Consider the following 23,958-nt stretch of genomic DNA (forward strand, 5'->3'; position numbering starts at 1 on the left):
GAACCATCAACTTATTTTAAAACAGGGCCACCGTACAAAAATCGATTTTCCCACTGCTTGCCATCGATCGTATCGACGCGAACGCCACCTGATTCAACGGAATAGGTATGCAGCATTTGACCGTTGCCTAAGTATAGACCAACATGTGTGATAGGCTCTGTCAAGACATTAATGTCATCGTAATCCGATGCTTTAGAACCTTTGTAGCTGCTGAAAAATAAGAGATCCCCGCGCTTTAACTTCGTCCAATCCTTCACAATTGAACCCAACGATCTTACATAGCTGCCTTGCGCAGCAGAATCACTTGGCAAAGACAGACGGAGAGCATCCCAGTACATCGTTTGCACAAAGTCTGAGCAGTCAAAAGTAGTTGGATCATTGCGTGTTGATCCGAATTCATACGGAGTACCCAGGTACGCTTGACCCGCTTCAATCACAGCTTCGATCTCATCCGCTATAGGCATATTTGGCTTCACTACGGAGAAGTCTACAGTTATGTATTTGGAACTAGTGCTCATATAACCGCTGACACCGTCAGCATCTTTCACTTTATACCAGCTATCATTCACTTTATCAGTGACAAGAACTTCCTCACCTTTGGCTAACATTCGAATAACTTTTGAACCCGAGCTAGCGTCTGAAGAAGGTAATGTACGGAAATTAACACCATAAATGATTTGTGCATTACTAACAATCGTTATGTATTTACTGTTTGTCGATACGTATCCACTTACACTTTGCGCATCCTTAATTTTGAACCAATTCGCTGTCGGATAGTCAGTCACTGTGACCAATTCCCCTGTTTTCAACATGCGAATGACATTACTCGATGTGCTTGGTTGATCTCGAAAGCTTACCCCTGCTACGATCTGAGCTTTCGTCACGACCCCCTCTTCAGCTTGCGTATCATTGGGAAGTAGAGCCATGAATGATACCATCAATACAGCAATTACCATTGTCAACTTATTCATCGTCTTACCCTCCACCTCATGATGTTAAAATTTTCTTTCGTATCCTTATTATAGTTTGAGGGGGTCATGCGCGAATATAGGTGAATGGTAACGATTCTTGTCTTACCATGCGTGGCGATTAGCCTATTGACGGCTAGGTTTAATTTTCCAATTTCCGAGCTTCAGCTTTACGAGTTATAGATGACCAATACAGTCGCCATTGTGGTGAGTTTTTGAGTTTTACATTTCCTATCTTCATCTCATTTTCTTCCAATTCAATCACTTGCCAACTGTTGGGATCTTGAACAGCTTGTGATTCTAAAAAGTTAAAAGCGTGCTCTTTGGCTTCCTCTTGCTCATGCCAGAATTTCACACCATAGTATGCGAGTCCATAGTGGTTAACCAGTGTCGTCGTATAAATTTGTTCGGATTCTATATGCTGCAGCACATAAGGCATATTCCTTTACCTCCTGATGAAAAGGCCCATTCACCACAAGGGGAATGGACCTCCGTTTGTAGACGAGATTTCTCAGATAACAGTTATGCCAACTTACAAATAGGCGTTCTCATGCTTCGCTTTCAGCATGTTCCAACGTCTCTCTACTTCGGTCTCGAACGATTTCAGTGAGCCTTCATATTCAGGCTTCGTAAGATGTTTCGTTTTCCCCATCGTTTTCAACCAATCGGATAATGGAATCTTCTTACTCTTATCCTCCGGATTGTAGGTGATCGAAGTCACACCATGCTCCACCTCATACAGTGGGAAGAAGCAGGAATCCACCGCAGCACCAACGATGTTAGAGCCCTCTTGATCATCAGACAGCCAGTTCAATGGACAAGCAATGAGGATTTTGCCATATACCAACCCCTCATGCTGCGCATACCATTGCGCCTTCGCCGCCTTCTTGACCAGATCTTGCGGATACGCTTCTGAACCGGTAAATACATACGGTATATGCGTCGCTGCCATAATTTGCGCAGTATCCTTATGATGGAATACCTTTCCACCTTGATGTTTCCCGACATTGGAGGTCGACGTCCGATGCCCCATCGGCGTTGAATACGACAATTGTGCACCAGTGTTCATGTAACCTTCATTATCGTACTCGAGGATAATCATTTTATGATTGCGAAGGGCCGCTCCAATAGCTGGCCCCATTCCGATATCCATACCGCCATCACCAGTAATCATGACGAAGGTGAAATCGTCTTTCAATCCCAGATGATCAAGTTCTCCACGTCGCTTCCGCTCCCAGAACATCTCAACAACACCTGACAGCGTTGCTGCGCCATTCTGGAACAGATTGTGGATGTAAGTAGCTTTATGCGCCGAGTACGGATAGCCCGTTGTTACAACCATCGCACAGCCTGTATGGAAAATGGAGACGATATCGCCTTCTATGCCTTTGAAGAACAGTTCGAGTCCTGAGAAAATACCGCAGCCAGGACAAGCGCCATGACCTGGTGCAATCCGCTTTGGCTTTTTCGTCAAGGAACGAAGCGGCGGGATACGTACATTCAATTTCCCTGTATTCTCATCTGGGGTAACGGTGATGAGACCCGTCTTCAGATCTTCATACTTCATCGGCGTCAATACTCGCTTCGGTGCTTTCGAAGGATCCCCCGGCGTATGGCCGTAGTAATCAAAAGGCACTTCAACCTTGCCGATCTCCATCGCGTCAATGGCGAATTGGAACAGATTATGCCCATCCTCGGCATAAAAGTCTTTGCCACCTAAGCCATAGATTCGGCTTATGACAAGCGTGTCCCTGTTCCCATTCGTGAACAGTGCCGCTTTAATTTCATTGACCATGTTGCCGCCATGTCCGCCGTAGGAATCCGCGCGATCGCCTACGGTGATCGCTTTCACATTCTTCAGCGCCTCTGCAATCTGCTTCGCTGGGAACGGTCTGATCAGGTTCGGTGCGATCGAACCTGCTTTAATGCCCTTCGCGCGGAGCTGGTCGACGACATCCTTGATGATTTCGGAAGCCGAATTCATCAAGAATACTGCGACTTCCGCGTCTTCCATCCGATACAGCTCTAGAATCGGATAGTCACGACCCGTCAATTCGGCATACTCCTGCCGAATACGGTCATATACACCTTCGGCGTTATACATCGCCATCGACTGTTGATAGCAATTATTAATGTAATCCGGCTCATTCATATAGGGTCCGACGGTAATCGGATTATTACGATCCAATGTATCTGGGAAGCCCTGTGGCTTCTCACCTACGAATGCCTGCACATCAGCCCGATGTGCGAAGGTTTGCACTCTGCGCTTTTGATGAGATGTGAAATAACCATCTGATGCGACCATTACTGGCAAACGCACCTCAGGATCCTCAGCTAATTTCAGCGCCATAATATTCATATCATACACCGCTTGCGGATCTCGACACATCACAATCGGCCAACCCGTATTCAAAGCATAGTATAGATCTGAATGATCGCCATGAATATTCAGCGGCCCCGAGACAGAACGGCAAACCAAATTCATAACCATCGGAAATCGGGTTCCGGATTGGACCGGCATTTGTTCTAGCATATACAAATAACCGTTGGCACTTGTCGCGTTAAATACGCGGCCGCCAGCAGTTGATGCACCATAACATATACCTGCTGAACCATGTTCACCATCGGCAGGAATTAATACAATGTCATGCTGTCCATTGGACTTCATGAGATCTAGAAACTGAGCTACTTCCGTCGATGGTGAGATTGGAAAGTATCCCATGACATGATAATTAATTTGATGTGCTGCATAGGCAGCCATCTCATTCCCTGATTCGTACACGATGCGTTGTTCGACTTTGGCTATCCCTAATTCCTGCTTGATATCAATGGACATGCGTGTAGTTCCACCCTTCTCCCATAAATACTCTCTAAGAGTTTATAGCTAGATTGAAACGATGAGGCATGCGATTTAGATCAGCATAACCATCTTCTTCACGCTCACTGGAGAGCGCATCGGTTGGACAAGCTTGTACACATTTAAGACAACCTTTACAATACTGATAGTCTATGCCTTGCAGGAACATTTGGGGACGGCCTTTTTTGTCAGGAAGCTCATCCCATACGAAACAAAAGTCTGGACACACATTATCGCAAGATGCGCAGTGAATACATGAATCTTCATGAAAATGCGGCATCATCCCAGCACGGGAAATACTCAAATCTTTGAGTATACTATTCCCTGGGTTCGTAACTACTCCCCCGATAGGCTGTGTAGCGAAGCCCAGAACTGGTGTATCATACCGAACAAACTCTGGCATTGATTCCCCTACTGGAAGCGCATACGTTTGGAAAACTACCTCATTATATCCACGATCGAACGTACGCAATGCTGGTGCAACTGCAAGTGGGTATTTCTTTTCTAAAGACTTTCTAATAACTCCTCGCATGACATCTGGATCCAGAAAATCACACAATCGGAACATGGCTCCTAACATAGCCATATTTACACGATTCTTCTCCTCGAGCGAGATACCAATTGCGTCAATGACAGCAATTGTGCCCCCTCTAAGCTTCATCTTCTCCTTCAATTCATCAGGCGTTTTCGTTGAATTTACTAACACGGTACTATCCTCATAGATGCCACTGATAACGTTTACAGTTTTGGAAAGAGATTCATGAAAAACACCTACAACATGCGGTCGTTCAACGGGGGATGTATCCCGAATCTTCGTATCCATGTCACAAAATCGAATATGTGCTTTTACTGCCGATCCTTTCTTCTCAGACCCATAGGATGAGAAACTGACACCGTTCAAACCAACGCCAACAACTCCTGCTTCAGCCAGCATCTTACCTGCCAGATTGGCGCCTAGACCGCCGATGGATTCCAGTCTTATCTCGAAAAATCCGAGATCGTTCAATTTAGGTAAAGTTACCATGCTTGGTCTCCTTTCAAAAATGAACTGCATATAGAGTGAATAGTGTGAATAATAAATCTACTATTATTGTAACAAGAAATGGCTGGTAAGCAACCTTTTTTTAATTCAGCCATTCAAAGCAAATAATCAATGATTAAACCGCATCTCCCCAAATAAAAACTATACGTTTCCTGATCCACTTCTATGTCATTCTCCCTTGCCTCACAATCTTCACAAACGTCTACATAATCGTCTTCAATCGGATTAAACACTACACCGCACACCTGTGAGCACAATCGCATTCACATCTCTCCTCGGCTTCAAATCCCTCAATATTGTAAACGCTTGCAAAACCTGTTTCTTTATTATACAGCGCTTTATACACCAATGACTATAAGTCTTTATGAAATCTTTAGCATTCCAAATAGGTCATTTCACTTGATTCAAGATGTATTTGTGAGATAATGTAGAAATAATTGCCAAATTGTCGAAATATGGAAAGGATGCTGATGATTGCTTCATTTCATTATAGCCAATGAATTACAAAACCTTTTTTACATCATGAGCTCTGCTCTGCTTCATCTCATTCTTGCTCCTCATTTTATATATAAAGAAAAGTATTTGAATCTTTTTTTCTCTTTGATACTTGGAGGCTTCATCCTTCTATACTGGAACTTTGCGGATATTGATCCTTTAATCTACTCCTTGCAATTAGTTCCTGTATGTTTGCTTTTTGTAACATTAGGCGTTGGCATTGCACCTTCGATCATGACATGGATCATATTCAATTTCGGTTGCATGTTCGTACTGAATTACTATTGGGAACCAGCTCTATTAAGCAGCACTTTCATGTTAATGCTAGGCATTCTTGTTCGAAATCGTGTAGCTAACGCAGATTTAAAAGTTAAGCTCCTGTATGCAACTGGTATCCTCATCATTTATGAACTATTGTATGCACCACTTGCTCCTTATGTCTTAGCACCATTTTCCTTGTACACTGGTTTAGTTTTAGCCCTTGCTTTTATCTCATTATGGATTATGATTTCTTTACTTTTTTTTATTAACAAATATGAAATACAGAGAACACATATCACTCATCTAGAAAAAAATCGCATGTTAGCGGAGTTATCGGCTACAGTATCACATGAAATCCGGAATCCATTGACATCTACTCGTGGATTTCTGCAATTACTCGCAAGATCGGATCTAACTCTACCTGATCGTAAGCGCTATGTTGACCATGCCTTATCAGGCGTGGACCAAGCCATCACCTTACTGACAGATTTCCTTAACTATGCGAAACCCTCACTTGACATGAAGGAACAACTAGATATTAAAGCAGAACTAGATCATACTATACGTTTTATTACTCCCTATGCGCATGATTTTCAAATTACCATTGATGTTTCTCATGCATGTGAAACACCTCTTTATATTCTTGGAGAGTCTCAAAAGCTTCGCCAATGTTTACTGAATCTCATTAAGAATGCCATTGAATCCATGCCAAATGGTGGAAAACTGTCATTGCGTACTTGCAAACATCCGAGTGCCGTTCAGGTATCGATCATAGACACGGGAGTTGGAATGACCAACAAGCAACTGAACTCTTTGGGCAAGCCATTCTACACAACCAAACAGCATGGTACAGGACTTGGACTTGTCGTAGTCATGAGTCTCATCAAGAAAATGAATGGCAAGATTTCATTCACTAGCAACCTCAATTGCGGAACGCAATGCTCTATTATTTTCCAACAATACTAGCATAACGAAAAAGCAAGCTAGACAAGAGGCTCGCTCTTATCTAGCTTACTTTTGTATTGTTGTATGCCACTTACTTAATCCGTCCATGTTCATCCACGATATGTGCAAGTAACCGACTACAACTTTCCTCAACCATTTCATATACTTCTTGAAATTTCCCCGTATAGTAGGGATCAGGGACTTCAGTAATTGTTTGATTAGAAGAAAAGTCCAACAATTTATGTATGGAAGCTTGTTTCCGATTTTCCGCAAATTCTGGAGCAAATGTGGCCAAGTTCACGATGTTACTTTCATCCATGGCGATAATATACGTAAATTGATGAAAATCATCCGGACGAACCTGTCTAGCTTGTAGTCCCTCATATTCAATCTGATTCCGGTCGAGAATATCCCGTGTTCCTTGATGTGGAGGATGACCGATATGCCAATCCCCAGTACCCGCCGAATCAATGGAGATGACATCTTCAAGACCGGCTTCCTTTACTTGATGACGAAATACCGCTTCCGCCATAGGTGAACGGCAAATATTACCCAAACAAACGAATAAGACCCTAATCATATTTGACCAAAAACAAGCATTTTTTCATTCAACGTGAGTGGTCTGGCTGGAATATCCAGGACAATTCTACCGTCTGACACTCCCCAAATACGTGTAGCAAATCGTTCCGCAAGTTCTACTTTGTGTAAAGTTGCAATGACAGTCATGTTGCGGTCTTTGCACAACGACTTCAAATCTTGCAAAATGTACTCAGTAGACTTCGGATCAAGTCCAGATACCGGCTCATCGGCCACTAGCACCTTAGGGCCAAGAATCAATGCTTTTGCAATGGCAACTCGTTGCTGCTCTCCACCGCTAAGCTGACCAACCTTCTTTTCTCCTTTATCCAAAAGACCAACTTTCTCCAAGAAGTCCATGCTGTCGATTTTCTCATTTCTCGACGATAATCCTGTAACCATCCGAAGTGGTGCCTGATAAACCCTACCCATCAACACATTTTTGACAGCGCTTTTATTCCGATTTAGAGAAGGTTTTTCCTCCAGGTAAGCGAAATCCTTCCCCAATTTGAACCTGTCCCACGGACCTGGCTTCGTTATATCATTCGAGTTATAGATGAGCTGACCGCTTGTCCATTTCTCTTGATGGCTAATACATCGAAGCAGCGTTGTTTTCCCACTGCCACTGCTGCCGATTACCGCGATAAACTCACCCGCATCTACTTGAAAGCTAATTTGCGATAAGACCTGAATATCTGGAGGGAATACTTTACTCAAATTGCGAACTGTCAGCATGACAACTCTCCTTCACGTAAGCCTAGTGGTCATTCATAAGAAATAGTAAATCGCCGCTCAACTAGGGCCATTGAACTGCTCGTTGAGGGCGATTCCCTTCTCATTTACATGTCTAATTTAATCGCAGGAAGTCGGTGCTTCTGCCGCGCCTGCTTCAACATTAATTTTATCTGAAATCGTGTCTCTAACGACTGACATTACAAGTTGAAGCAAATAGTTGATATCTTCTTGTGTTTGCTTGAACTCATTTACGATAGGAATCCCATCTAATTCATCTTGCAGAACTTCGATTTCATTTTCAATTTTTTCCACCATTTTCTTGTTTTGGAACGTTTCAAAAGCAACAATCTCTTTTTGCTTCTTCTTAATCGCACTAATTAAACCTTGAATATCAGGATTCGTAGCAATTTGCTTTTCAGCCTTTTGATAAAACTGAACTTCATTGGAAGTAGTTAGCAAAGCAGCTAATTCCTTTGCTTTCGACAGAATATCTTCGCGAACGATCATTTCTGTATTCGTAAATTCCTCAACTTTAAATGCATGAGGTTGGTTATCGTCATGTGCATGATCACATTGGGACATTGAATAACACGCTCCTATTTATCCTGTTCGTAATTTTATACAGATATCTGAAGAGGCTTATGTACAATCTCGCCCTTCAAAATCCAAGTTTGTGCATGAGTAACTTTGACATGAACCATCTGGCCTATTAAAGAAGGATTCCCTGTGAAGTGGATTAGCTTATTCGTCCGTGTACGGCCAGCAAGCACTTCTGTGTTGTTCTTGCTTTCACCTTCGACTAAGACTTCGACGGTTTGATCTAACAAGCGCTCATTGCTGTCTTTGCTCAGCTTATTTACTAGCTCATTCAGCCTATATAAACGCTGTTTCTTCACTTCCATCGGTACATTATCTTCCATCTCAGCTGCAGGCGTGCCTACTCTCGGCGAATAGATGAAAGTAAATGCAAAATCAAAGCCAACTTCCTCGTACAGCGTCATTGTATCCTCGAATTGCTCATCAGTCTCACCTGGAAAACCAACGATAATGTCTGTCGTTAATACGACATCTGGTATCGTCGCCTTAATTTTGCCTGCTAGTTGCAAATAATGATCCCTCGAGTACTTCCGGCTCATCCGTTTTAAGACATCGGTGTTACCAGCTTGCACCGGTAAATGGATGTGCTCAACGAGATTGCCACTTTTCCCTAACACCTCAATCAAACGATCATCGAAATCACGCGGATGCGAAGTTGTAAAACGAATACGTGGAACATCAATCTTACGAATATCGTCCATCAAATCAGCGAAAGTGTACGTTATATCTTCAAAGTCTTTGCCATAAGCATTGACATTCTGTCCAAGTAGCGTAATTTCCTGAAAGCCTTGACGAGCCAAATCCCTGACTTCTGCCAAGACGTCCTGCGGTCTACGGCTTCGCTCCTTACCACGTGTATAGGGAACTATACAGTAAGTACAGAACTTATCGCAGCCGTACATAATGTTAACCCAAGCACGGATACCTTCCCGTTTTTTGGGGAGATTTTCTACGATATCGCCTTCTTTTGACCATACCTCCACAACCATTTCTTTGTTGAAGAAGGCATCTTTCAAAAGGCTTGGCAAGCGATGAATATTATGTGTTCCGAAAATCATATCGACAAAGGCATGTTTTTGCATAATACGATTTACCACGGATTCTTCTTGCGACATACAACCACATACACCAAGAATAAGTCCTGGCTTCTGCGCTTTCAGTGTCTTCAAATGACCAAGTTCACCGAATACCTTGTCTTCGGCATTCTCACGAATGGCACACGTATTCAAGAGGATCACATCTGCGATCTGCTTGTCATCCGTAGCCGTATAACCCATTTGCTCGAAAAGACCTCTCATGACTTCGGTATCATGCTCATTCATCTGACATCCGTATGTCGTGATTAAGTAATATTTGTCCTTACCAAACTCCTGCATATCTTCTGGTATCGCAAAATCGTAGTGAACCTGAATGTCTTCTTTACCACGTTGCTTCTCATCCTTATAGTTCGGTGCAGAATTAATTTGGATGTTCCTACCTTTAATTCGATACGTTGTCTTGCCCTCTTCTTGGCTTAACACTTTCGCATCCGAGAAGTCAAAGTATTTGGAGTAATCCTTAACCTTGTCGGATGTTAAGTCCGATGTATTTGGGTTCTCCTTTGACATGATGAATTCACTTCCCTTTATCTATAAATATAGCTCTAACTTGTATTAACCCAATATCAAATTATAGCACAAAAGATACCTGTATATCCATATAGGCTTCCATAACACTATAATGAGAAAAACCTTCTCCTAAGAGAAGGCCATCAATCACTGATGTCTAAATGAATATTGCTGCTTAATGATACTAGTCAACTCTTGAGCAGGTAATGGGCGGCTAATTAAGTACCCTTGCGCTTCATTGCATTCTTTTTGTAGTAAGAATTGAAGCTGTTCCTTCGTTTCTACCCCTTCTGCAATTACCTTCAGGTCCAAATTATGCGCCATTGAAATAATCGTATGTACGAGTGCTGCATCCTTCGCATCCTCAAACATATTTCGAGTAAACGATTGGTCAATTTTTAAGCTGTCGATAGGAAACAACTTCAAATAATTCAAAGATGAATATCCCGTTCCAAAGTCATCAATTGATAAAAAGATACCCATAGCTTTCAATTTATGCATAGTCTCAATAGCATACTTGGAATCTTGAATGATACTTTCCGTTAACTCAAGTTCTAGATATTTATGTTCGAGACCAGATTCATCTAATGCTTTACTCACGATATCGATTAAATTGTTTTGTTTAAATTGCCTGGAAGAAATATTTACAGCTATTCGAAATGGTGGATGTCCTTGCTTCTGCCATTCTTTATTTTGGCGGCAAGCCTCGTTTAGCACCCATTCACCAATTGGAATGATTAATCCAGTTTCTTCTGCTAGTGGAATAAAATCGGCTGGTGAGATTGGCCCCCATTCGGGATGCTGCCAACGTATCAATGCTTCTGCTCCTGTAATCTTACCCGTATTCACATCAATCTGTGGTTGATAAAAAACTTTAAACTCGTTACGTTCTAGTGCTTTACGCAGCCCAATTTCCAATTGCATTTTTTTGGTGACCGCTTCATTCATCTCAGGTGTATAAAACTGAAAATTATTTTTACCTTGTTCTTTCACACGATACATCGCTGTATCAGCATTTTTAATTAAAGTCTCAATATCACCACCATCAGATGGATAGAGACTAATACCAATGGAAGGTGTAACGAATAACTCGTGTTCAAGAATGGTAAAAGATTGTGAGAAAATACGAACAATTTTATTAGCATTTTTTATCATCTCATCAGCAGTTGTATGCGCCCAGAGAATAATAAATTCATCGCCGCCTTGGCGAGAAACCGTATCTCCTTTACCGATGCAAGCTTCAAACCGCTTCGCAACCTCAATCAATAATTTATCTCCCATAGCATGGCCAAGTGTGTCATTAATAAATTTAAACCGATCCAAATCGATGAACATGATCCCCATACTTTGTTGATTTTCATAAGCTTGATCTAAAGCAAGATCGAGACGATCATTTAATAAAAGCCGATTCGGCAGACCCGTTAAGGGATCTCGATACACCATCCGATTAATTTTTTCTTCTGTCCTTTTCCTTTCAGAGATATCTCGAATTATGCAGCTAAAGCACGTACTTTCTTCTTCTTTCCAAACTGCAAGTGAAAGCTCCATTGGAAACTCCGTTTGATCTTTGCGTAACCCTAGTAATTCATATGTCATGCCAAGTTCATTCACTTCACCAGTAGCTAGGAACCTCTCCAATTGCTCCTTATGTGATTCTATGAACCGTTCTGGAAAAATGCGATGTAGTTTTTCCCCAATAAGCTCTTGTTCTTCGTAGCCAAAAATGAGTTGCGCACCCTTATTCCAGGAGAGAATTGTCCTATTATGATCAGCTAAGATAATAGCATCATGAGCAGATTCTACTACGGAACGAAATCTTTTCTCAGACATCATCATCTGTGATTCAAAACGTCTATCGATGAATGTACTGATGAACGCTAGTCCTAAAATAAATAAAATGCCAAAACCAATTAAATAGGCCAACAATTTCGTATCGAACGTAAGTTCTGAAGCGATGTGTGCATGATCATGTTTGAACGTTGCTGCTGCCATACCTGTATAGTGCATACCACTTATTGCTATGCCCATGATCAACGAACTACCTAGCTTTCGCAACATAATACGAGGTGAGCCGGCATTTTGTTTAACCGCGAATAACAACAGGAGTGCAACTAAAGAGACAACATATGCAATGATGGCAGAAAGAGCCCATAGATAGGGATTATATTCAATAGTCGCCCCCATCACCATTGCTTCCATGCCAATGTAATGCATCGATACTACCCCTGTAGCAATAAAAGTAGCTCCAATGAACACGTGAGGTTTGCGCATAATGGGTCTACTGACGATATATAAGGCTAACCAAGATGCAAGCAACGCTGGAACAATTGAATAAATCACTGTAGATAATTTGTATGAGACAGATATCGGTAAATGAAACGCTAGCATCGCGACGAAATGCATCGACCAGATACCCATTCCCATTGCAAATGCACCGCCAGCTAACCAGGCTTGCCTCACTGAACGTTTGGCCTTATGGATGCGAATACCGAGATCCAATGCAGCAAATGATGCAATGATTGCAATGAGAATTGAAAAAATGACAAATGGGATGTGATACGAACTTGAGATAGTTTCCACAGTGATGTCTCCTAACTTAGGGCAATGATTTTGATATTTACAGGAGCCATTGAATCAAATCAAAAAGCCTAAACATACATTTTTTTTGAATCTGTTAATTATATTTTACCATGATTTACTTAGTGCCTCTACACGTTTATGTCGAATATACTCGAAAATATTCAAATTTTACATATTAACGTAATATTCATGCAAAAAAATACGCAAATAAGCATCCTTTACCCGTCGATGTAAAGGATGCTTATTGTTTTATAATTAGTCTAGCTAATATTTAATATCATTAACTTTATAACAAGAGTTCCGCTTTGTCACCTGTTTTCACACCTGCTGCATTTCCCTCATCGGTATCAATATGCATATCCAACGCAAATTGGTCCGAGACGCGAGCTATTACATCTTCAAATATTAATGGCCTCTCTCCTCGCAAATGAACGCGTAGAAGCTGTTTATCTTGAATTCCCCATAGATTTGCATCAGAAGTATGAAAGTGAATATGTCTGGCAGCTACAATGACGCCCTGATCCAATGTAACTTCTCCTTGTGGTCCAATGACACGCAGTCCAGGTGTTCCTTCAATATGGCCTGATTCTCTCACTGGCGGATGAATACCTAGTGTGAAAGCATCTGTACGTGAAACTTCAATTTGTGTTTGTGGACGAATCGGACCGAGAATTCGCACCTTATCGAATTGACCTTTCGGTCCTATAATAGCAACTGTCTCTTGAGCTGCGAATTGGCCTGGCTGCGAAAGATCCTTGAAACTCGAAAGCTCGTACCCTTCACCGAAAAGTGCAACTAGGTCGGTTTGTGAAAGATGTATATGTCTTGCTGAAACACCAATTGGAATCAAAGGCATGGTAACCACTCTTCCTCTCTTTAGATCATAATTGACAGTATTACCGCTCAGCAAAAAAGGCATACGGAGTTTTACCGTATGCCTTCTAAGGAATTTGTTATTTAAACTCAGTAAGCAGTTTGCTGAAGTCAGCTTCGGAAAGTTTAAGATCTTGTTTAGTTAGACCTTCTTTTGCAAAGCTAGGAATGGAATCTTCATAGCTCTTTTTATCTTTATTTTGGTAGATGATGCCTGTCAACATGGAGTTTGTTTCCATGATCTTAGTCATCGCCATCACACGGTTTGTGTAATCATAGTCTGGAATCTCATCCAAATCAACGATATTCTCTTTGAACCAGTCATATGTGTTTACTTTGTTGAAAGTAACACAAGGACTGAATACGTTGATCAAGGAGAAACCTTTGTGGTTCAAACCAGCTTCAATAACAGCTGTTAACTGTTTTAGGTTGCTGGAGAAGGATTGTGCTACGAAAGAAGCACCTGCAGCCATTGCAATTTCAAGTGGTGAAATTGCGGACTCGATTGTACCGGATGGTACGCTTTTTGTTTTGAAGCCTTCCGCACTACGTGGAGATGCTTGACCTTTTGTCAAACCGTAGATTTGGTTATCCATTACAATGTAAGTAACATCAATGTTACGACGAATAGCATGAACAGTGTGCCCCATACCAATTGCAAAACCGTCTCCGTCTCCACCAGAAGCAATAACTGTCAAATCGCGGTTAGCCATTTTCACGCCTTGTGCGATTGGCAATGATCTTCCATGAATACCGTGGAATCCGTATGCATTGATGTAACCTGAGATACGTCCAGAACATCCGATACCTGAAACGATTGCTAAGTTTTCTGGCTCTAAACCAACGTTAGCTGAAGCACGCTGAATAGCCGCTTGAACGGAGAAATCTCCACATCCAGGACACCAGTTAGGCTTTACATTGTTACGAAAGTCTTTTAATGTTGCCATGCTAAAGTCAACTCCTTACATTTTTGTTCGATTTCTGCTGGTAAGAACGGATTACCGTTGTATTTAAGTACGTTTTTAATTTTATCTGCATGGCCAACATGCAATTTAATTTGATCTGCCAATTGACCTGTAGCGTTGTTTTCTACAACGATAACTTGTTTCGCTTTTTCAACAAGCGGACGAAGTTGTTCAGCTGGGAACGGATGAATCAAGCGTACAGTTGCATGGTTGGTTTTGATACCTTCCAATTCAACACGACTTCTAGCTTCATCAATTGTTCCACCTGTGGAACCCATACCGATAATAAGCAGATCTGGATTCTCATGAGGAGCATCAAATTTGATAGCATCTGTCACTTGAATATGTTTCAACTTCTCAAGACGCTTATCCATCATACGTTGACGATTTTCAGTGCTTTCGGAAGGACGACCTGTTTGGTCATGCTCTACGCCTGTCACATGGTGGATACCGTTCTTCACGCCAGGGATTACACGTGGAGAAACACCTTTTTCCGTGAACTCATAACGTTTGAACAACTGATTAGGTTCTTGTTCTGGTGCTTCAGTTACTAGTGCGCCGCGGTCAATGACGATGCGGTTGTAATCCAGCATTTCTGCGGATTGTTTACCTAGTGAAAGTTGAAGATCCGTCATAAGAATAACAGGCACTTGGTACTGCTCAGCAAGGTTGAAAGCTTCAATTGTATCGTAAAAACACTCTTCAATCGTACTTGGAGAAAGAACGATTTTCGGAATTTCACCATGCGTTCCGTAAACCATTGCGTTTAAATCTGATTGCTCTTGTTTAGTAGGAAGTCCTGTACTTGGACCACCACGTTGCGTATCAACGATTACTACTGGAGTCTCAGTCATACCCGCAAGACCAATAGCTTCCATCATTAGGGACAAACCAGGACCTGCAGAAGCTGTAAGCGCACGAGCACCTGCGTAGTTAGCGCCGATAGCCATTGTACATGCTGCAATTTCATCTTCCGTTTGAATAACAGTTCCACCCAATTTAGGAAGTACTTTTTGCAAATACTCCATAACTTCGGATGCTGGCGTAATGGGATAAGCTGGCATGAAGCGGCAACCTGCAGCTACAGCTCCTAGAGCGATTGCATCATTTCCGATCATGAACAATTTCTGTTGTCCGTCAGCAGGCTCTAATTGGAAGTCAGCGATAGGTCCGCCAGCAAGTTCAAGTACGGATTCTGCACCTTTGCGAACTGCTTCAATATTCTTCTCAACGACAGCTGCGCCTTTACGGCCAAATTCTTCTTCAACTGCTTTATTAAACACGTCAATCGGCAAGCCAAGTAGAGCCCATGAAGCCCCTGACGCGGCCATGTTCTTAAATAGGGATGTTCCTAATTCCTCTGCAATTGCAGTAATCGGTACAGGGAACAATCTAGCTTTGATTCCTTCCGGTAAAACAGGATTAAATTTAGCGTCCGCAACGATTACACCATTGTCGCGAAGTTCGTGTGCGTTGAAATCGATACTTTCCTGGTCGAAAGCAACAAGAATGTCCAAATCGTCTGAAATTGCGCGAATCGGTTTGGTGCTGATGCGAATCTTGTTATTTGTATGTCCCCCCTTAATCCGTGAAGAGAAATGACGGTACCCATACAAATAGTAACCGAGACGGTTCAATGCAGTAGAGAAAATGCGGTCTGTACTTTCGACCCCTTCACCCTGCTGACCTCCGATTTTCCAAGATAACTGACTAATCACCGTACGTCCACTCCTTTTAATTGTAGCTGCATGAAGAAAATTTGATAAGCTGATTGTTTAGTAAATTAAGACGTTCAATAAAAAAAATCTTTCACTTGTCATCCAAATTCTATGCCTTTACAGAGCAAATTGCAAGAGGTAGCACCGTTTCTAAAAGATAGAGTTTTTAGATTGTATCCATATCAATATTAGATTGATTTCCACTTAATCATTGCGGAAGGTTCCGCAACATGAAATTACGCCAATTCCCATACAAAAAAGCCTCCACCTGCGACTCCGTATAGTTTTTACACAAAGCTTCTATAATATTTCCGTAATCTCCAACATGTCTTAAATCTTTTACCCACTGCTCGATCCCATCAAAATCCGAACCAAAACCAATTTGTGACTCACCGCCTAATGCACAGATATGATCAATGTGTTTCAATATCGCAGAAATCTCTACCGTTGATTTCAAGTTCTCCAGAAAGTAAGGAACAAAGGTAATACCCATAATACCTTTACATTGTATGATAGCTTTAATTTGATCGTCTGATAAATTTCTTGGATGAGGACATAGGCTATAGGCGTTAGAGTGTGAAGCGATAAATGGTTTTTTGTAATCCGCCACAAGCTCCCAGAAGCCAGATACTGAAAGATGGGACACATCGACTATTATACCCATAGTTTCTATTTCTTTTAACATGTGCTTTCCTTTTTTTGTAAACCCGCCTTTCCTTGACTCCATAATGCCATCTGCTGCCCAATTCGCGTAATTCCATGTGATTCCTGCACAACGTACACCTAAATAATCGAGTATTCGCAAGTTGGTTAGATTGCCTCCCAGTGCATCCATACCTTCCAATGTCAAAATAGCACCAATCTCCTGTGATTGCTCTACATCTAACCAATCTGAAGCCGTTCGAATCCATCTCATTTGCGGATGGCTTATAATCTTTCGATGGAAAATATCTACCATTTGCAGAACATGCTCAAAGTTAGGGTTGGGGATGGATTCTGAAAGATATATCGCAAAACATTGTACTTTTACGCCTGCCTTCTGCAGCTTTGGAAAGCTTACATCCAATTCTATTACATCCTGATTAAATGCCAGATTACCATTCTTATATAGCTTCGATAATGCGTCGCAATGTCCATCTACAATTTTCATATTATTTCCCGCCTCCTGACAAACGGATTTATGTCCAAACAGCACAAAAACCTCTATACAGAGGTTTCATAGGTACTGTGATAACATTTCGATTTAACTGACTGTCAGTCATGAAAGTCAACACTTATACAGTTGCCTTACCGTCTACCGAGGCTCGACAATCAATTTAATAGCCGTCCGGTCCTCCCCATCAATAACGATATCCGTGAAGGCTGGTACACATATTAAGTCGACTCCACTAGGCGCCACAAATCCTCTTGCGATAGCTACTGCTTTGATGGCTTGGTTCAATGCGCCTGCACCTATCGCTTGAAGCTCAGCGGCTCCACGCTCGCGCAATACGCCTGCCAATGCACCTGCTACGGAGTTTGGATTGGATTTTGCTGAAACTTTTAACACATCCATGAATAGTACCTCCTCGGAAATGATGGATAGCTTCCAATACCCATCATATTCACTAGGTACACGAAACATGCTACCTCATCTCATTAATCCGGATACCATTAGCATTCTTACTACTAATCCATAAATACCTGATCTTCATCATATCTAATCAAGTTAATCCCCTTAGCTAAACCCGTCTGATCGTTTAATTCTATAACAACAGCATGGAAATGCCATTTTCCTTCATCTGTAATGAAACGAACGGGAAGCTGCGTCTTAAACTTTTGAAGTACTGCGTTACGTTCTACCCCTAGAATGCCATCACGAGGCCCTACCATCCCTACATCGGTCACATATGCTGTGCCTTGAGGCAACACTCGATTATCATTTGTTTGAACGTGTGTATGGGTTCCAACGACCGCAGACACTTTACCGTCCAAATGCCAACCCATTGCGATTTTCTCTGAAGTCGCTTCCGCGTGGAAATCGACAAAAACAAATTTATGTTTCTTCTTATCAGCTTCCAATATTTCATCCACTTTACGGAAAGGACAATCAATTGGCGGCAAGAATGTTCGTCCTTGTAAATTTATAATAAGAAGTTCTTGGTCCTTCACTTTGATGACAGTATGCCCTTTTCCTGGTGTCCCTGGCGGGAAGTTCGCAGGACGTACCATTTTATCGTCACGATCAATAAAATCGAAGATTTCTTTCTGATCCCATGTGTGGTTCCCCATCGTAATAGCCTGAATACCCATTTCATATATTTCCTTAGCAATTGCTTGTGTAATCCCTTTACCCGCCGCTGCATTCTCTCCGTTGGCAATGAAGACAGCATGCGGATGTAACTGTTTCAGTCTTGGCATGATATTTTTCAATGCTTTTCTACCTACAGAACCTACGATGTCACCAATAAATACAATTTTCATAACGTAAAACGAGCTCCTTTATATGACCCAATTTAACTAGGTTGTCTTACTGAACTATTCCATTCGGCCTTGAAAATAAGGAAAAGTGGCTATAATAGCCACTTTTCGCATTTGGTTCTTATTTAGCGTATTCAACTGCTCTAGTTTCTCGAATGACCGTAACCTTAATATGTCCTGGATAATCAAGTTCTCCCTCGATTTTCTTCGTAATATCACGGGCTAAACGGAACGCTTCAGTGTCATCCACTTTCTCTGGCTGCACCATGACACGTACTTCACGACCTGCTTGAATGGCGTATGATTTCTCAACACCTTCAAATGATTCTGAAATCTCTTCTAGCTTCTCCAGACGCTTGATATACGTTTCTAGCGTTTCTCTTCGAGCACCCGGTCTAGCGGCTGATAAAGCGTCCGCAGCACCTACTAGCATGGCAATTACAGAGGTCGCTTCCACGTCACCGTGATGTGAAGCAATACTGTTAATAACGATTGGATGCTCTTTGTATTTCTTGCCAATCTCAACACCGATTTCGACGTGAGACCCTTCCACTTCATGGTCTAACGCTTTACCAATGTCATGAAGCAGCCCGGCACGTTTCGCCAAAGTTACGTCTACCCCGAGCTCTCCGGCCATTAAACCAGCCAGATACGCTACTTCCATGGAATGTTTCAACACGTTTTGTCCGTAACTTGTTCTGAACTTTAGGCGCCCCAAAATTTTGATCAAGTCAGGATGCAGACCGTGTACCCCAACTTCAAATGTGGCTTGTTCCCCATATTCGCGGATACGTTCGTCCACTTCTTTGCGAGACTTCTCAACCATCTCTTCGATACGTGCGGGATGAATACGTCCATCCGCTACAAGTTTCTCAAGTGATGTGCGAGCAATTTCACGACGGATTGGGTCAAAACCAGATAAGATAACTGCTTCAGGCGTATCATCAATAATAAGGTCAATACCGGTCAAAGTTTCCAAAGCTCGGATATTTCTACCTTCACGACCGATAATGCGACCTTTCATTTCTTCATTAGGCAACGAGACAACGGATACCGTGGTTTCCGCTACGTGATCTGCCGCACAACGCTGAATAGCAAGTGTGATGATCTCACGTGCTTTCTTATCGCCTTCTTCTTTGGCTTGTTGTTCGATCTCTTTGATTAGCTGAGCAGTTTCATGACGAACTTCTTGCTCTACATTAGTAAGAATGATACTCTTAGCTTCTTCCATTGTAAGACCAGAGATTCGTTCCAATTCGGAAACTTGGCTTTTATAGAGCTGATCAATTTGTGTTTGTGTATCCTCGATTCGCTTCTCTTTGTTGGCAACTAGCTCTTCTTTACGCTCGAGAGACTCTAATTTTTTATCCAGCGATTCCTCTTTTTGCAACAATCGTCTTTCTTGTCGTTGAATTTCATTCCGACGTTCACGAATGTCTTTTTCAGCTTCGGATCGTAGTTTGTGCACTTCGTCCTTTGCTTCCAGAACCGTTTCTTTTTTCAGTGCTTCTGCTTCCTTTTTGGCAGATTCTTTTATCTGCTCAGCGGCTGTTTCAGCACTGGAAATTTTCGCTTCTGCAAGAGATTTACGGATAAAATAACCAATCCCTAAGCATGCAGCTCCAACAACGAGAATGATCGCGATCCAGATGGCAGTCATCATCTTGTTCACCTCCTCGTTGGTTTCTCCAAGTTGTTAGCCTGGGGTACCTTCGGTTTTTTAATCCGATTCAATTGTTTGACTAGTCATACATACCCTTTAATGTAAGAGTATGGCTTTTAAATGAATGCGCACTGTGCGTTAGGGCACTATAGTGCTAATAATCCATAATCAACAGTGTAAAAATTGGCGGTTTTTACATCTGTCTTCTCAAAATCAATGAAATTAGTATGATTTTGAATACATTATGAAAATATACACTGTTATTTTATCTTTTGTCGAAGAAGCTTGTCAAGCGATTGTCCGCGAGTTGATTATTTAGACCCAAAATCCAATCACATATAATTAATGCCATTAAGTTTTTATAAAACTAATTAATGTGATTAATTATCTTCATATCCATCATCCATTAATTCCAATTCTTCCTCCTCTGTTTCATTGCTTATGAGCCCCAATACCTTAGTAACAATGGCACCAGTATAACCTCTTCGCATTAGAAATGCCGCAGTCTTACGTTTTCTATCCATTAGTTTTCCTGAGGTTTGATTCCATTTTGTTCTCGCTATTTTCAGTGCTCCTACATACTCATCTTCTGGATTAATCGACTCCATTGTACTTTTAACCACATCTTGATGAATCCCTTTTTGTTGAAGTTCTTGTCGAATCAGATTACGTCCTTTGCGTTGAGTAACCACTCGATTGTCCGTCCACATCTTCGCGAATTCTTCATCATTGACGTATTTATTTTCAATGAGCTTGTCACTCACCCAATCTATAATAGGCAATTCAAAGCCTTTCTCTTTCAATTTACGTTTCACCTCTGAGAGGGAATGGGGACGTCTTCCTACCATATGAAGGGCTTTTACATAGGCCATATTGCGCTCTTCATCTACAATGATAGCTTCAATCGCTTGCTGATATAAGGATTCTCCTTTGTTCAAACGGTGCTTGATCAGAATATCTTCATGAACAGAAAAAGCGTACTCCTCATTCAGATAAATGTTATAGCGATGTCTTCCTTGCTTTTGTTTTTCTACTTTGGTTATTACTTGTAATTCTTGCTCTTCGTTATTCATCTCAACAATCCCCCAAATGAAGAAAAAACACCCCAACACAAGGTTAAGGTGCTTCATCCATCCTATTTTCCAAACCTATTCAAAAGCTGTTTCCAACTCGTCTTCATCTTCATCTGTATTCGGACCAACAACTTTAATCAAGTTGCTATTTTCTCTAATTCGAAGTTCGATCGTCTCGGAGATCGCTTTATTATCTTTCAAGAATTGCTTAGCATTCTCGCGTCCTTGACCAAGACGTTCACCTTCATAGGAATACCAAGCACCGCTCTTATTCACGATATCCAATTCAGTTCCGATATCAATAATGCTACCTTCGCGTGAGATGCCTTCACCGTACATAATATCGACTTCAGCTTGTTTAAACGGAGGTGCTACTTTATTCTTAACGACCTTAATTCTTGTACGGTTCCCAACCATGTCATTACCTTGTTTGATCGTCTCAATACGACGAACATCTAAACGCACGGAAGAGTAGAACTTCAATGCACGACCACCCGGAGTCGTCTCAGGGTTACCAAACATAACGCCAACTTTTTCACGTAATTGGTTGATGAAGATCGCGATAACTTTTGACTTATTGATTGCTCCAGACAACTTACGAAGCGCTTGTGACATCAAACGTGCTTGAAGACCTACGTGAGAATCCCCCATATCGCCTTCGATTTCCGCTTTCGGTACTAGTGCTGCAACGGAGTCGATAACAATAATATCTACCGCGCCACTACGAACAAGTGCTTCCGCGATCTCAAGTGCTTGCTCACCTGTATCTGGTTGGGAAAGCAACAGTTCATCTATATTAATACCAAGCTTACTAGCATAGGAAGGATCCAACGCATGTTCTGCATCGATAAAGGCAGCTTGTCCGCCTACTTTTTGAACTTCAGCAATTGCGTGAAGCGCTACAGTTGTTTTACCTGATGATTCTGGACCGTATACTTCAATAATTCTTCCGCGAGGGAACCCACCTATTCCAAGTGCGATATCAAGGGCAAGCGCACCCGAAGAAATCGTTTCAACTTGCATATGTGTAGATTCTCCAAGTTTCATAATGGAGCCTTTTCCGAACTGTTTCTCAATTTGACGTAATGCATTATCTAACGCGGCACGACGATCTGACAAAACGACCACTTCCTTCTATCATTATAGGTATATGATAACTTGTTTTGGCATGTTTGCCAAGCATTTTTTCGAACATACATTCGTTTTTTTGCGAACAAACAAAAAACCGTAACAAAGTTATCGCTTTGCTACGGTTCTTCCGTTAACTACCTCTCATTATAGTGGATATCTAGTTTTCTTTCAACTGTTTCAATAATTGATAGAGTGCGCGTTTAGCAGCCCTATGTTTGATTGAATCCCTATTGCCTGTTAGTTGGAGAGTAAATACTTCCGTCTCCGCATGCTTTTGTGCTAATCCCACATAGACAAGTCCCACAGGCTTCCCTTCAGACGGGCTTGGACCCGCCACACCGGTCACAGAGATGCCAAAGTCACTACCAGTCCTATCAAGCAATTGTTCGGCTAAAATGACTGCCGTTTCGCTGCTAACTGCACCTGGAGCACCTTCTCCCTCCAAAATATCCATAGGCACACCGAGCAGCTTATGTTTTAAGGCATTTGAATAAACGATAATACCACCTAAGAAAGATTCTGAGCTACCAGGCACTGCCGTAATCAAATCGCTGAGTAAACCTCCTGTACAGCTCTCAGCCACTGTCAGCGTCTTCTTGCTGGCCGCAAGTAATTGCAAAACAATCGTCTCAATAGGGACGTCTCGATCCGCGTAAAGATACTCACCAAGTCGATTCGTAATTTCAGCCTCCGTAGCTTGTAACTTTAACTCACCTTCAGCTGACGTGTGTGCACGCGTTGTTAAACGTATCGTTACTTCACCTTCTTTTGCGTAAGGGGCAATTGTCGGGTCAGTCTGCGATTGAATCAAATCTAGTAGTTGATGCTCCAAACTGGACTCACCTATGCCTGCAAACTTCAACATTTTCGAATAAAGCGGAACTTCATTCGTCATTCGTAATTGAAGCCACGGTACCGCATATTTGCTAAACATGGGCTTCATTTCTTTAGGAGGTCCTGGTAAAAGCACAAAATGTGTCCCCTCAAAGGTCAGTGCATTTCCCACTGCCAAACCAGTCTCATTTTGTAGGGGATCGCTGGCTTCTAGCATAAGTGCCTGGCGCCGATTACTTTCCACCATGTGAATCCCTCTTGATGCAAACATCTCAGAAATAACCTTCATAGATGGCTCATGAAGCACCAAATTGCGTCCCGTAAGTGTAGCTACTACATCCTTGGTCAGATCATCCTGCGTTGGCCCCAGCCCTCCTGTACAAATCACGACATCAGCTCGTGATGCAGCTAATCGAAGACTGTCTAACAAGCGCTGTTCATTGTCTCCTACGACTGTTTGAAAGTAAATATCAATCCCAAGTGCTGCACATTCTCTAGAAATAAACTGCGCATTGGTATTCACAATTTGACCAAGCAGCAATTCTGTTCCTACCGCAATGATTTCTGCTTTCATCTAC

The 23,958-nt window shown here is 41.9% G+C and carries 21 protein-coding genes; 1 reads left to right on the forward strand and 20 read right to left on the reverse strand.

From position 1 onward, the window contains the following. Nucleotides 1-11 precede the first annotated feature (11 nt). The 5 genes from ASG89_RS33240 to ASG89_RS36890 form a co-directional block, all read right to left on the reverse strand. Nucleotides 12-971 carry a C40 family peptidase gene (locus tag ASG89_RS33240; RefSeq protein WP_057315628.1) on the reverse strand — a complete coding sequence of 320 codons (960 nt, stop codon included), beginning with the start codon at nucleotides 969-971 and terminating at the stop codon, nucleotides 12-14. A 139-nt stretch (nucleotides 972-1,110) separates the two neighbouring features. Continuing rightward, nucleotides 1,111-1,407 carry a hypothetical protein gene (locus ASG89_RS33245; protein WP_057315629.1) on the reverse strand — a complete coding sequence of 99 codons (297 nt, stop codon included), beginning with the start codon at nucleotides 1,405-1,407 and terminating at the stop codon, nucleotides 1,111-1,113. A gap of 93 nt (nucleotides 1,408-1,500) precedes the next feature. Then, nucleotides 1,501-3,804 carry a thiamine pyrophosphate-dependent enzyme gene (locus ASG89_RS33250; protein WP_057315630.1) on the reverse strand — a complete coding sequence of 768 codons (2,304 nt, stop codon included), beginning with the start codon at nucleotides 3,802-3,804 and terminating at the stop codon, nucleotides 1,501-1,503. Nucleotides 3,805-3,838: 34 nt separating this feature from the next. Continuing rightward, nucleotides 3,839-4,849 carry a 2-oxoacid:acceptor oxidoreductase family protein gene (locus tag ASG89_RS33255; protein WP_057315631.1) on the reverse strand — a complete coding sequence of 337 codons (1,011 nt, stop codon included), beginning with the start codon at nucleotides 4,847-4,849 and terminating at the stop codon, nucleotides 3,839-3,841. Nucleotides 4,850-4,962: 113 nt separating this feature from the next. After that, nucleotides 4,963-5,130, reverse strand: coding sequence for a hypothetical protein (locus tag ASG89_RS36890; protein ID WP_157276907.1), 168 nt, complete (start codon nucleotides 5,128-5,130; stop codon nucleotides 4,963-4,965). A gap of 211 nt (nucleotides 5,131-5,341) precedes the next feature. On the opposite strand from ASG89_RS36890, the gene ASG89_RS33260 reads away from it, so the two are divergent. Continuing rightward, complete coding sequence (locus ASG89_RS33260) at nucleotides 5,342-6,589, forward strand: sensor histidine kinase (protein WP_057315632.1); 1,248 nt, start codon at nucleotides 5,342-5,344, stop codon at nucleotides 6,587-6,589. A 70-nt stretch (nucleotides 6,590-6,659) separates the two neighbouring features. On the opposite strand, the gene ASG89_RS33265 is transcribed toward ASG89_RS33260, so the two are convergent. The 15 genes from ASG89_RS33265 to ASG89_RS33335 all read right to left on the reverse strand — a co-directional run bounded on the left by ASG89_RS33265 (nucleotide 6,660) and on the right by ASG89_RS33335 (nucleotide 23,954). Next, complete coding sequence (locus ASG89_RS33265) at nucleotides 6,660-7,148, reverse strand: low molecular weight protein-tyrosine-phosphatase (protein WP_057315633.1); 489 nt, start codon at nucleotides 7,146-7,148, stop codon at nucleotides 6,660-6,662. After that, a complete protein-coding gene (locus ASG89_RS33270) occupies nucleotides 7,145-7,879 on the reverse strand; it encodes a phosphonate ABC transporter ATP-binding protein (RefSeq protein WP_057315634.1) in 735 nt (244 codons plus the stop codon). The genes ASG89_RS33265 and ASG89_RS33270 overlap by 4 nt, the downstream gene beginning before the upstream one ends. A 117-nt stretch (nucleotides 7,880-7,996) precedes the next feature. Continuing rightward, nucleotides 7,997-8,461, reverse strand: a complete 465-nt coding sequence (locus ASG89_RS33275; RefSeq protein ID WP_057315635.1) for a RicAFT regulatory complex protein RicA family protein — start codon at nucleotides 8,459-8,461, stop codon at nucleotides 7,997-7,999. A gap of 35 nt (nucleotides 8,462-8,496) precedes the next feature. Next, nucleotides 8,497-10,083, reverse strand: coding sequence for a tRNA (N6-isopentenyl adenosine(37)-C2)-methylthiotransferase MiaB (miaB, locus tag ASG89_RS33280; RefSeq protein ID WP_057315636.1), 1,587 nt, complete (start codon nucleotides 10,081-10,083; stop codon nucleotides 8,497-8,499). A gap of 147 nt (nucleotides 10,084-10,230) precedes the next feature. After that, on the reverse strand, nucleotides 10,231-12,663 hold the full coding sequence (locus ASG89_RS33285) for a bifunctional diguanylate cyclase/phosphodiesterase (protein ID WP_063868276.1): 2,433 nt from the start codon (nucleotides 12,661-12,663) through the stop codon (nucleotides 10,231-10,233). A gap of 286 nt (nucleotides 12,664-12,949) precedes the next feature. Further along, nucleotides 12,950-13,519, reverse strand: coding sequence for a phosphate propanoyltransferase (locus ASG89_RS33290; protein WP_057315637.1), 570 nt, complete (start codon nucleotides 13,517-13,519; stop codon nucleotides 12,950-12,952). A gap of 97 nt (nucleotides 13,520-13,616) precedes the next feature. Continuing rightward, nucleotides 13,617-14,483, reverse strand: a complete 867-nt coding sequence (locus ASG89_RS33295) for a 2-oxoacid:ferredoxin oxidoreductase subunit beta (RefSeq protein ID WP_057315638.1) — start codon at nucleotides 14,481-14,483, stop codon at nucleotides 13,617-13,619. Beyond that, entirely contained in the window at nucleotides 14,471-16,219 is a 1,749-nt protein-coding gene (locus ASG89_RS33300; protein WP_057315639.1) for a 2-oxoacid:acceptor oxidoreductase subunit alpha, read from the reverse strand. The genes ASG89_RS33295 and ASG89_RS33300 overlap by 13 nt, the downstream gene beginning before the upstream one ends. Nucleotides 16,220-16,427: 208 nt before the next feature. Beyond that, nucleotides 16,428-17,369, reverse strand: coding sequence for a dipeptidase (locus ASG89_RS33305; protein WP_057315640.1), 942 nt, complete (start codon nucleotides 17,367-17,369; stop codon nucleotides 16,428-16,430). Between the two features lie 144 nt (nucleotides 17,370-17,513). Beyond that, a complete protein-coding gene (locus tag ASG89_RS33310) occupies nucleotides 17,514-17,774 on the reverse strand; it encodes a stage V sporulation protein S (protein ID WP_028558349.1) in 261 nt (86 codons plus the stop codon). Nucleotides 17,775-17,887: 113 nt separating this feature from the next. Next, the gene (locus tag ASG89_RS33315) at nucleotides 17,888-18,682 is read right to left on the reverse strand and encodes a TIGR00282 family metallophosphoesterase (RefSeq protein WP_057315641.1); all 795 of its coding nucleotides are present in this window, start codon (nucleotides 18,680-18,682) and stop codon (nucleotides 17,888-17,890) included. A gap of 118 nt (nucleotides 18,683-18,800) precedes the next feature. After that, nucleotides 18,801-20,342 (reverse strand): ribonuclease Y, encoded by a 1,542-nt coding sequence (gene rny, locus ASG89_RS33320; RefSeq protein ID WP_056625130.1) that lies wholly within the window; start codon nucleotides 20,340-20,342, stop codon nucleotides 18,801-18,803. 380 nt (nucleotides 20,343-20,722) lie between these two features. Next, on the reverse strand, nucleotides 20,723-21,415 hold the full coding sequence (locus ASG89_RS33325) for a regulatory protein RecX (protein ID WP_057315642.1): 693 nt from the start codon (nucleotides 21,413-21,415) through the stop codon (nucleotides 20,723-20,725). Between the two features lie 75 nt (nucleotides 21,416-21,490). Further along, nucleotides 21,491-22,534 (reverse strand): recombinase RecA, encoded by a 1,044-nt coding sequence (recA, locus tag ASG89_RS33330; protein WP_057315643.1) that lies wholly within the window; start codon nucleotides 22,532-22,534, stop codon nucleotides 21,491-21,493. Between the two features lie 169 nt (nucleotides 22,535-22,703). Further along, nucleotides 22,704-23,954 (reverse strand): competence/damage-inducible protein A, encoded by a 1,251-nt coding sequence (locus ASG89_RS33335; RefSeq protein WP_057315644.1) that lies wholly within the window; start codon nucleotides 23,952-23,954, stop codon nucleotides 22,704-22,706. Between the last annotated feature and the right edge of the window lie 4 nt (nucleotides 23,955-23,958).

Source organism: Paenibacillus sp. Soil766 (assembly GCF_001428105.1).
Classification (GTDB): domain Bacteria; phylum Bacillota; class Bacilli; order Paenibacillales; family NBRC-103111; genus Paenibacillus_E.

Bases quoted from the DNA above. Each gene is read 5' to 3' on its own strand.
- rny (WP_056625130.1), bottom strand. From the start codon at position 20,342: ATGATGACTGCCATCTGGATCGCGATCATTCTCGTTGTTGGAGCTGCA.
- ASG89_RS33315 (WP_057315641.1), bottom strand. From the start codon at position 18,682: ATGAAAATTGTATTTATTGGTGACATCGTAGGTTCTGTAGGTAGAAAA.
- ASG89_RS33310 (WP_028558349.1), bottom strand. From the start codon at position 17,774: ATGGATGTGTTAAAAGTTTCAGCAAAATCCAATCCAAACTCCGTAGCA.
- ASG89_RS33270 (WP_057315634.1), bottom strand. From the start codon at position 7,879: ATGCTGACAGTTCGCAATTTGAGTAAAGTATTCCCTCCAGATATTCAG.
- ASG89_RS33290 (WP_057315637.1), bottom strand. From the start codon at position 13,519: ATGCCTTTGATTCCAATTGGTGTTTCAGCAAGACATATACATCTTTCA.
- ASG89_RS33250 (WP_057315630.1), bottom strand. From the start codon at position 3,804: ATGTCCATTGATATCAAGCAGGAATTAGGGATAGCCAAAGTCGAACAA.
- ASG89_RS33305 (WP_057315640.1), bottom strand. From the start codon at position 17,369: ATGAAAATTGTAGATGGACATTGCGACGCATTATCGAAGCTATATAAG.
- ASG89_RS33325 (WP_057315642.1), bottom strand. From the start codon at position 21,415: ATGAATAACGAAGAGCAAGAATTACAAGTAATAACCAAAGTAGAAAAA.
- ASG89_RS33265 (WP_057315633.1), bottom strand. From the start codon at position 7,148: ATGATTAGGGTCTTATTCGTTTGTTTGGGTAATATTTGCCGTTCACCT.
- ASG89_RS33245 (WP_057315629.1), bottom strand. From the start codon at position 1,407: ATGCCTTATGTGCTGCAGCATATAGAATCCGAACAAATTTATACGACG.
- ASG89_RS33255 (WP_057315631.1), bottom strand. From the start codon at position 4,849: ATGGTAACTTTACCTAAATTGAACGATCTCGGATTTTTCGAGATAAGA.
- miaB (WP_057315636.1), bottom strand. From the start codon at position 10,083: ATGTCAAAGGAGAACCCAAATACATCGGACTTAACATCCGACAAGGTT.
- ASG89_RS36890 (WP_157276907.1), bottom strand. From the start codon at position 5,130: ATGCGATTGTGCTCACAGGTGTGCGGTGTAGTGTTTAATCCGATTGAA.
- ASG89_RS33295 (WP_057315638.1), bottom strand. From the start codon at position 14,483: ATGGCAACATTAAAAGACTTTCGTAACAATGTAAAGCCTAACTGGTGT.
- ASG89_RS33240 (WP_057315628.1), bottom strand. From the start codon at position 971: ATGAATAAGTTGACAATGGTAATTGCTGTATTGATGGTATCATTCATG.
- ASG89_RS33275 (WP_057315635.1), bottom strand. From the start codon at position 8,461: ATGTCCCAATGTGATCATGCACATGACGATAACCAACCTCATGCATTT.
- ASG89_RS33335 (WP_057315644.1), bottom strand. From the start codon at position 23,954: ATGAAAGCAGAAATCATTGCGGTAGGAACAGAATTGCTGCTTGGTCAA.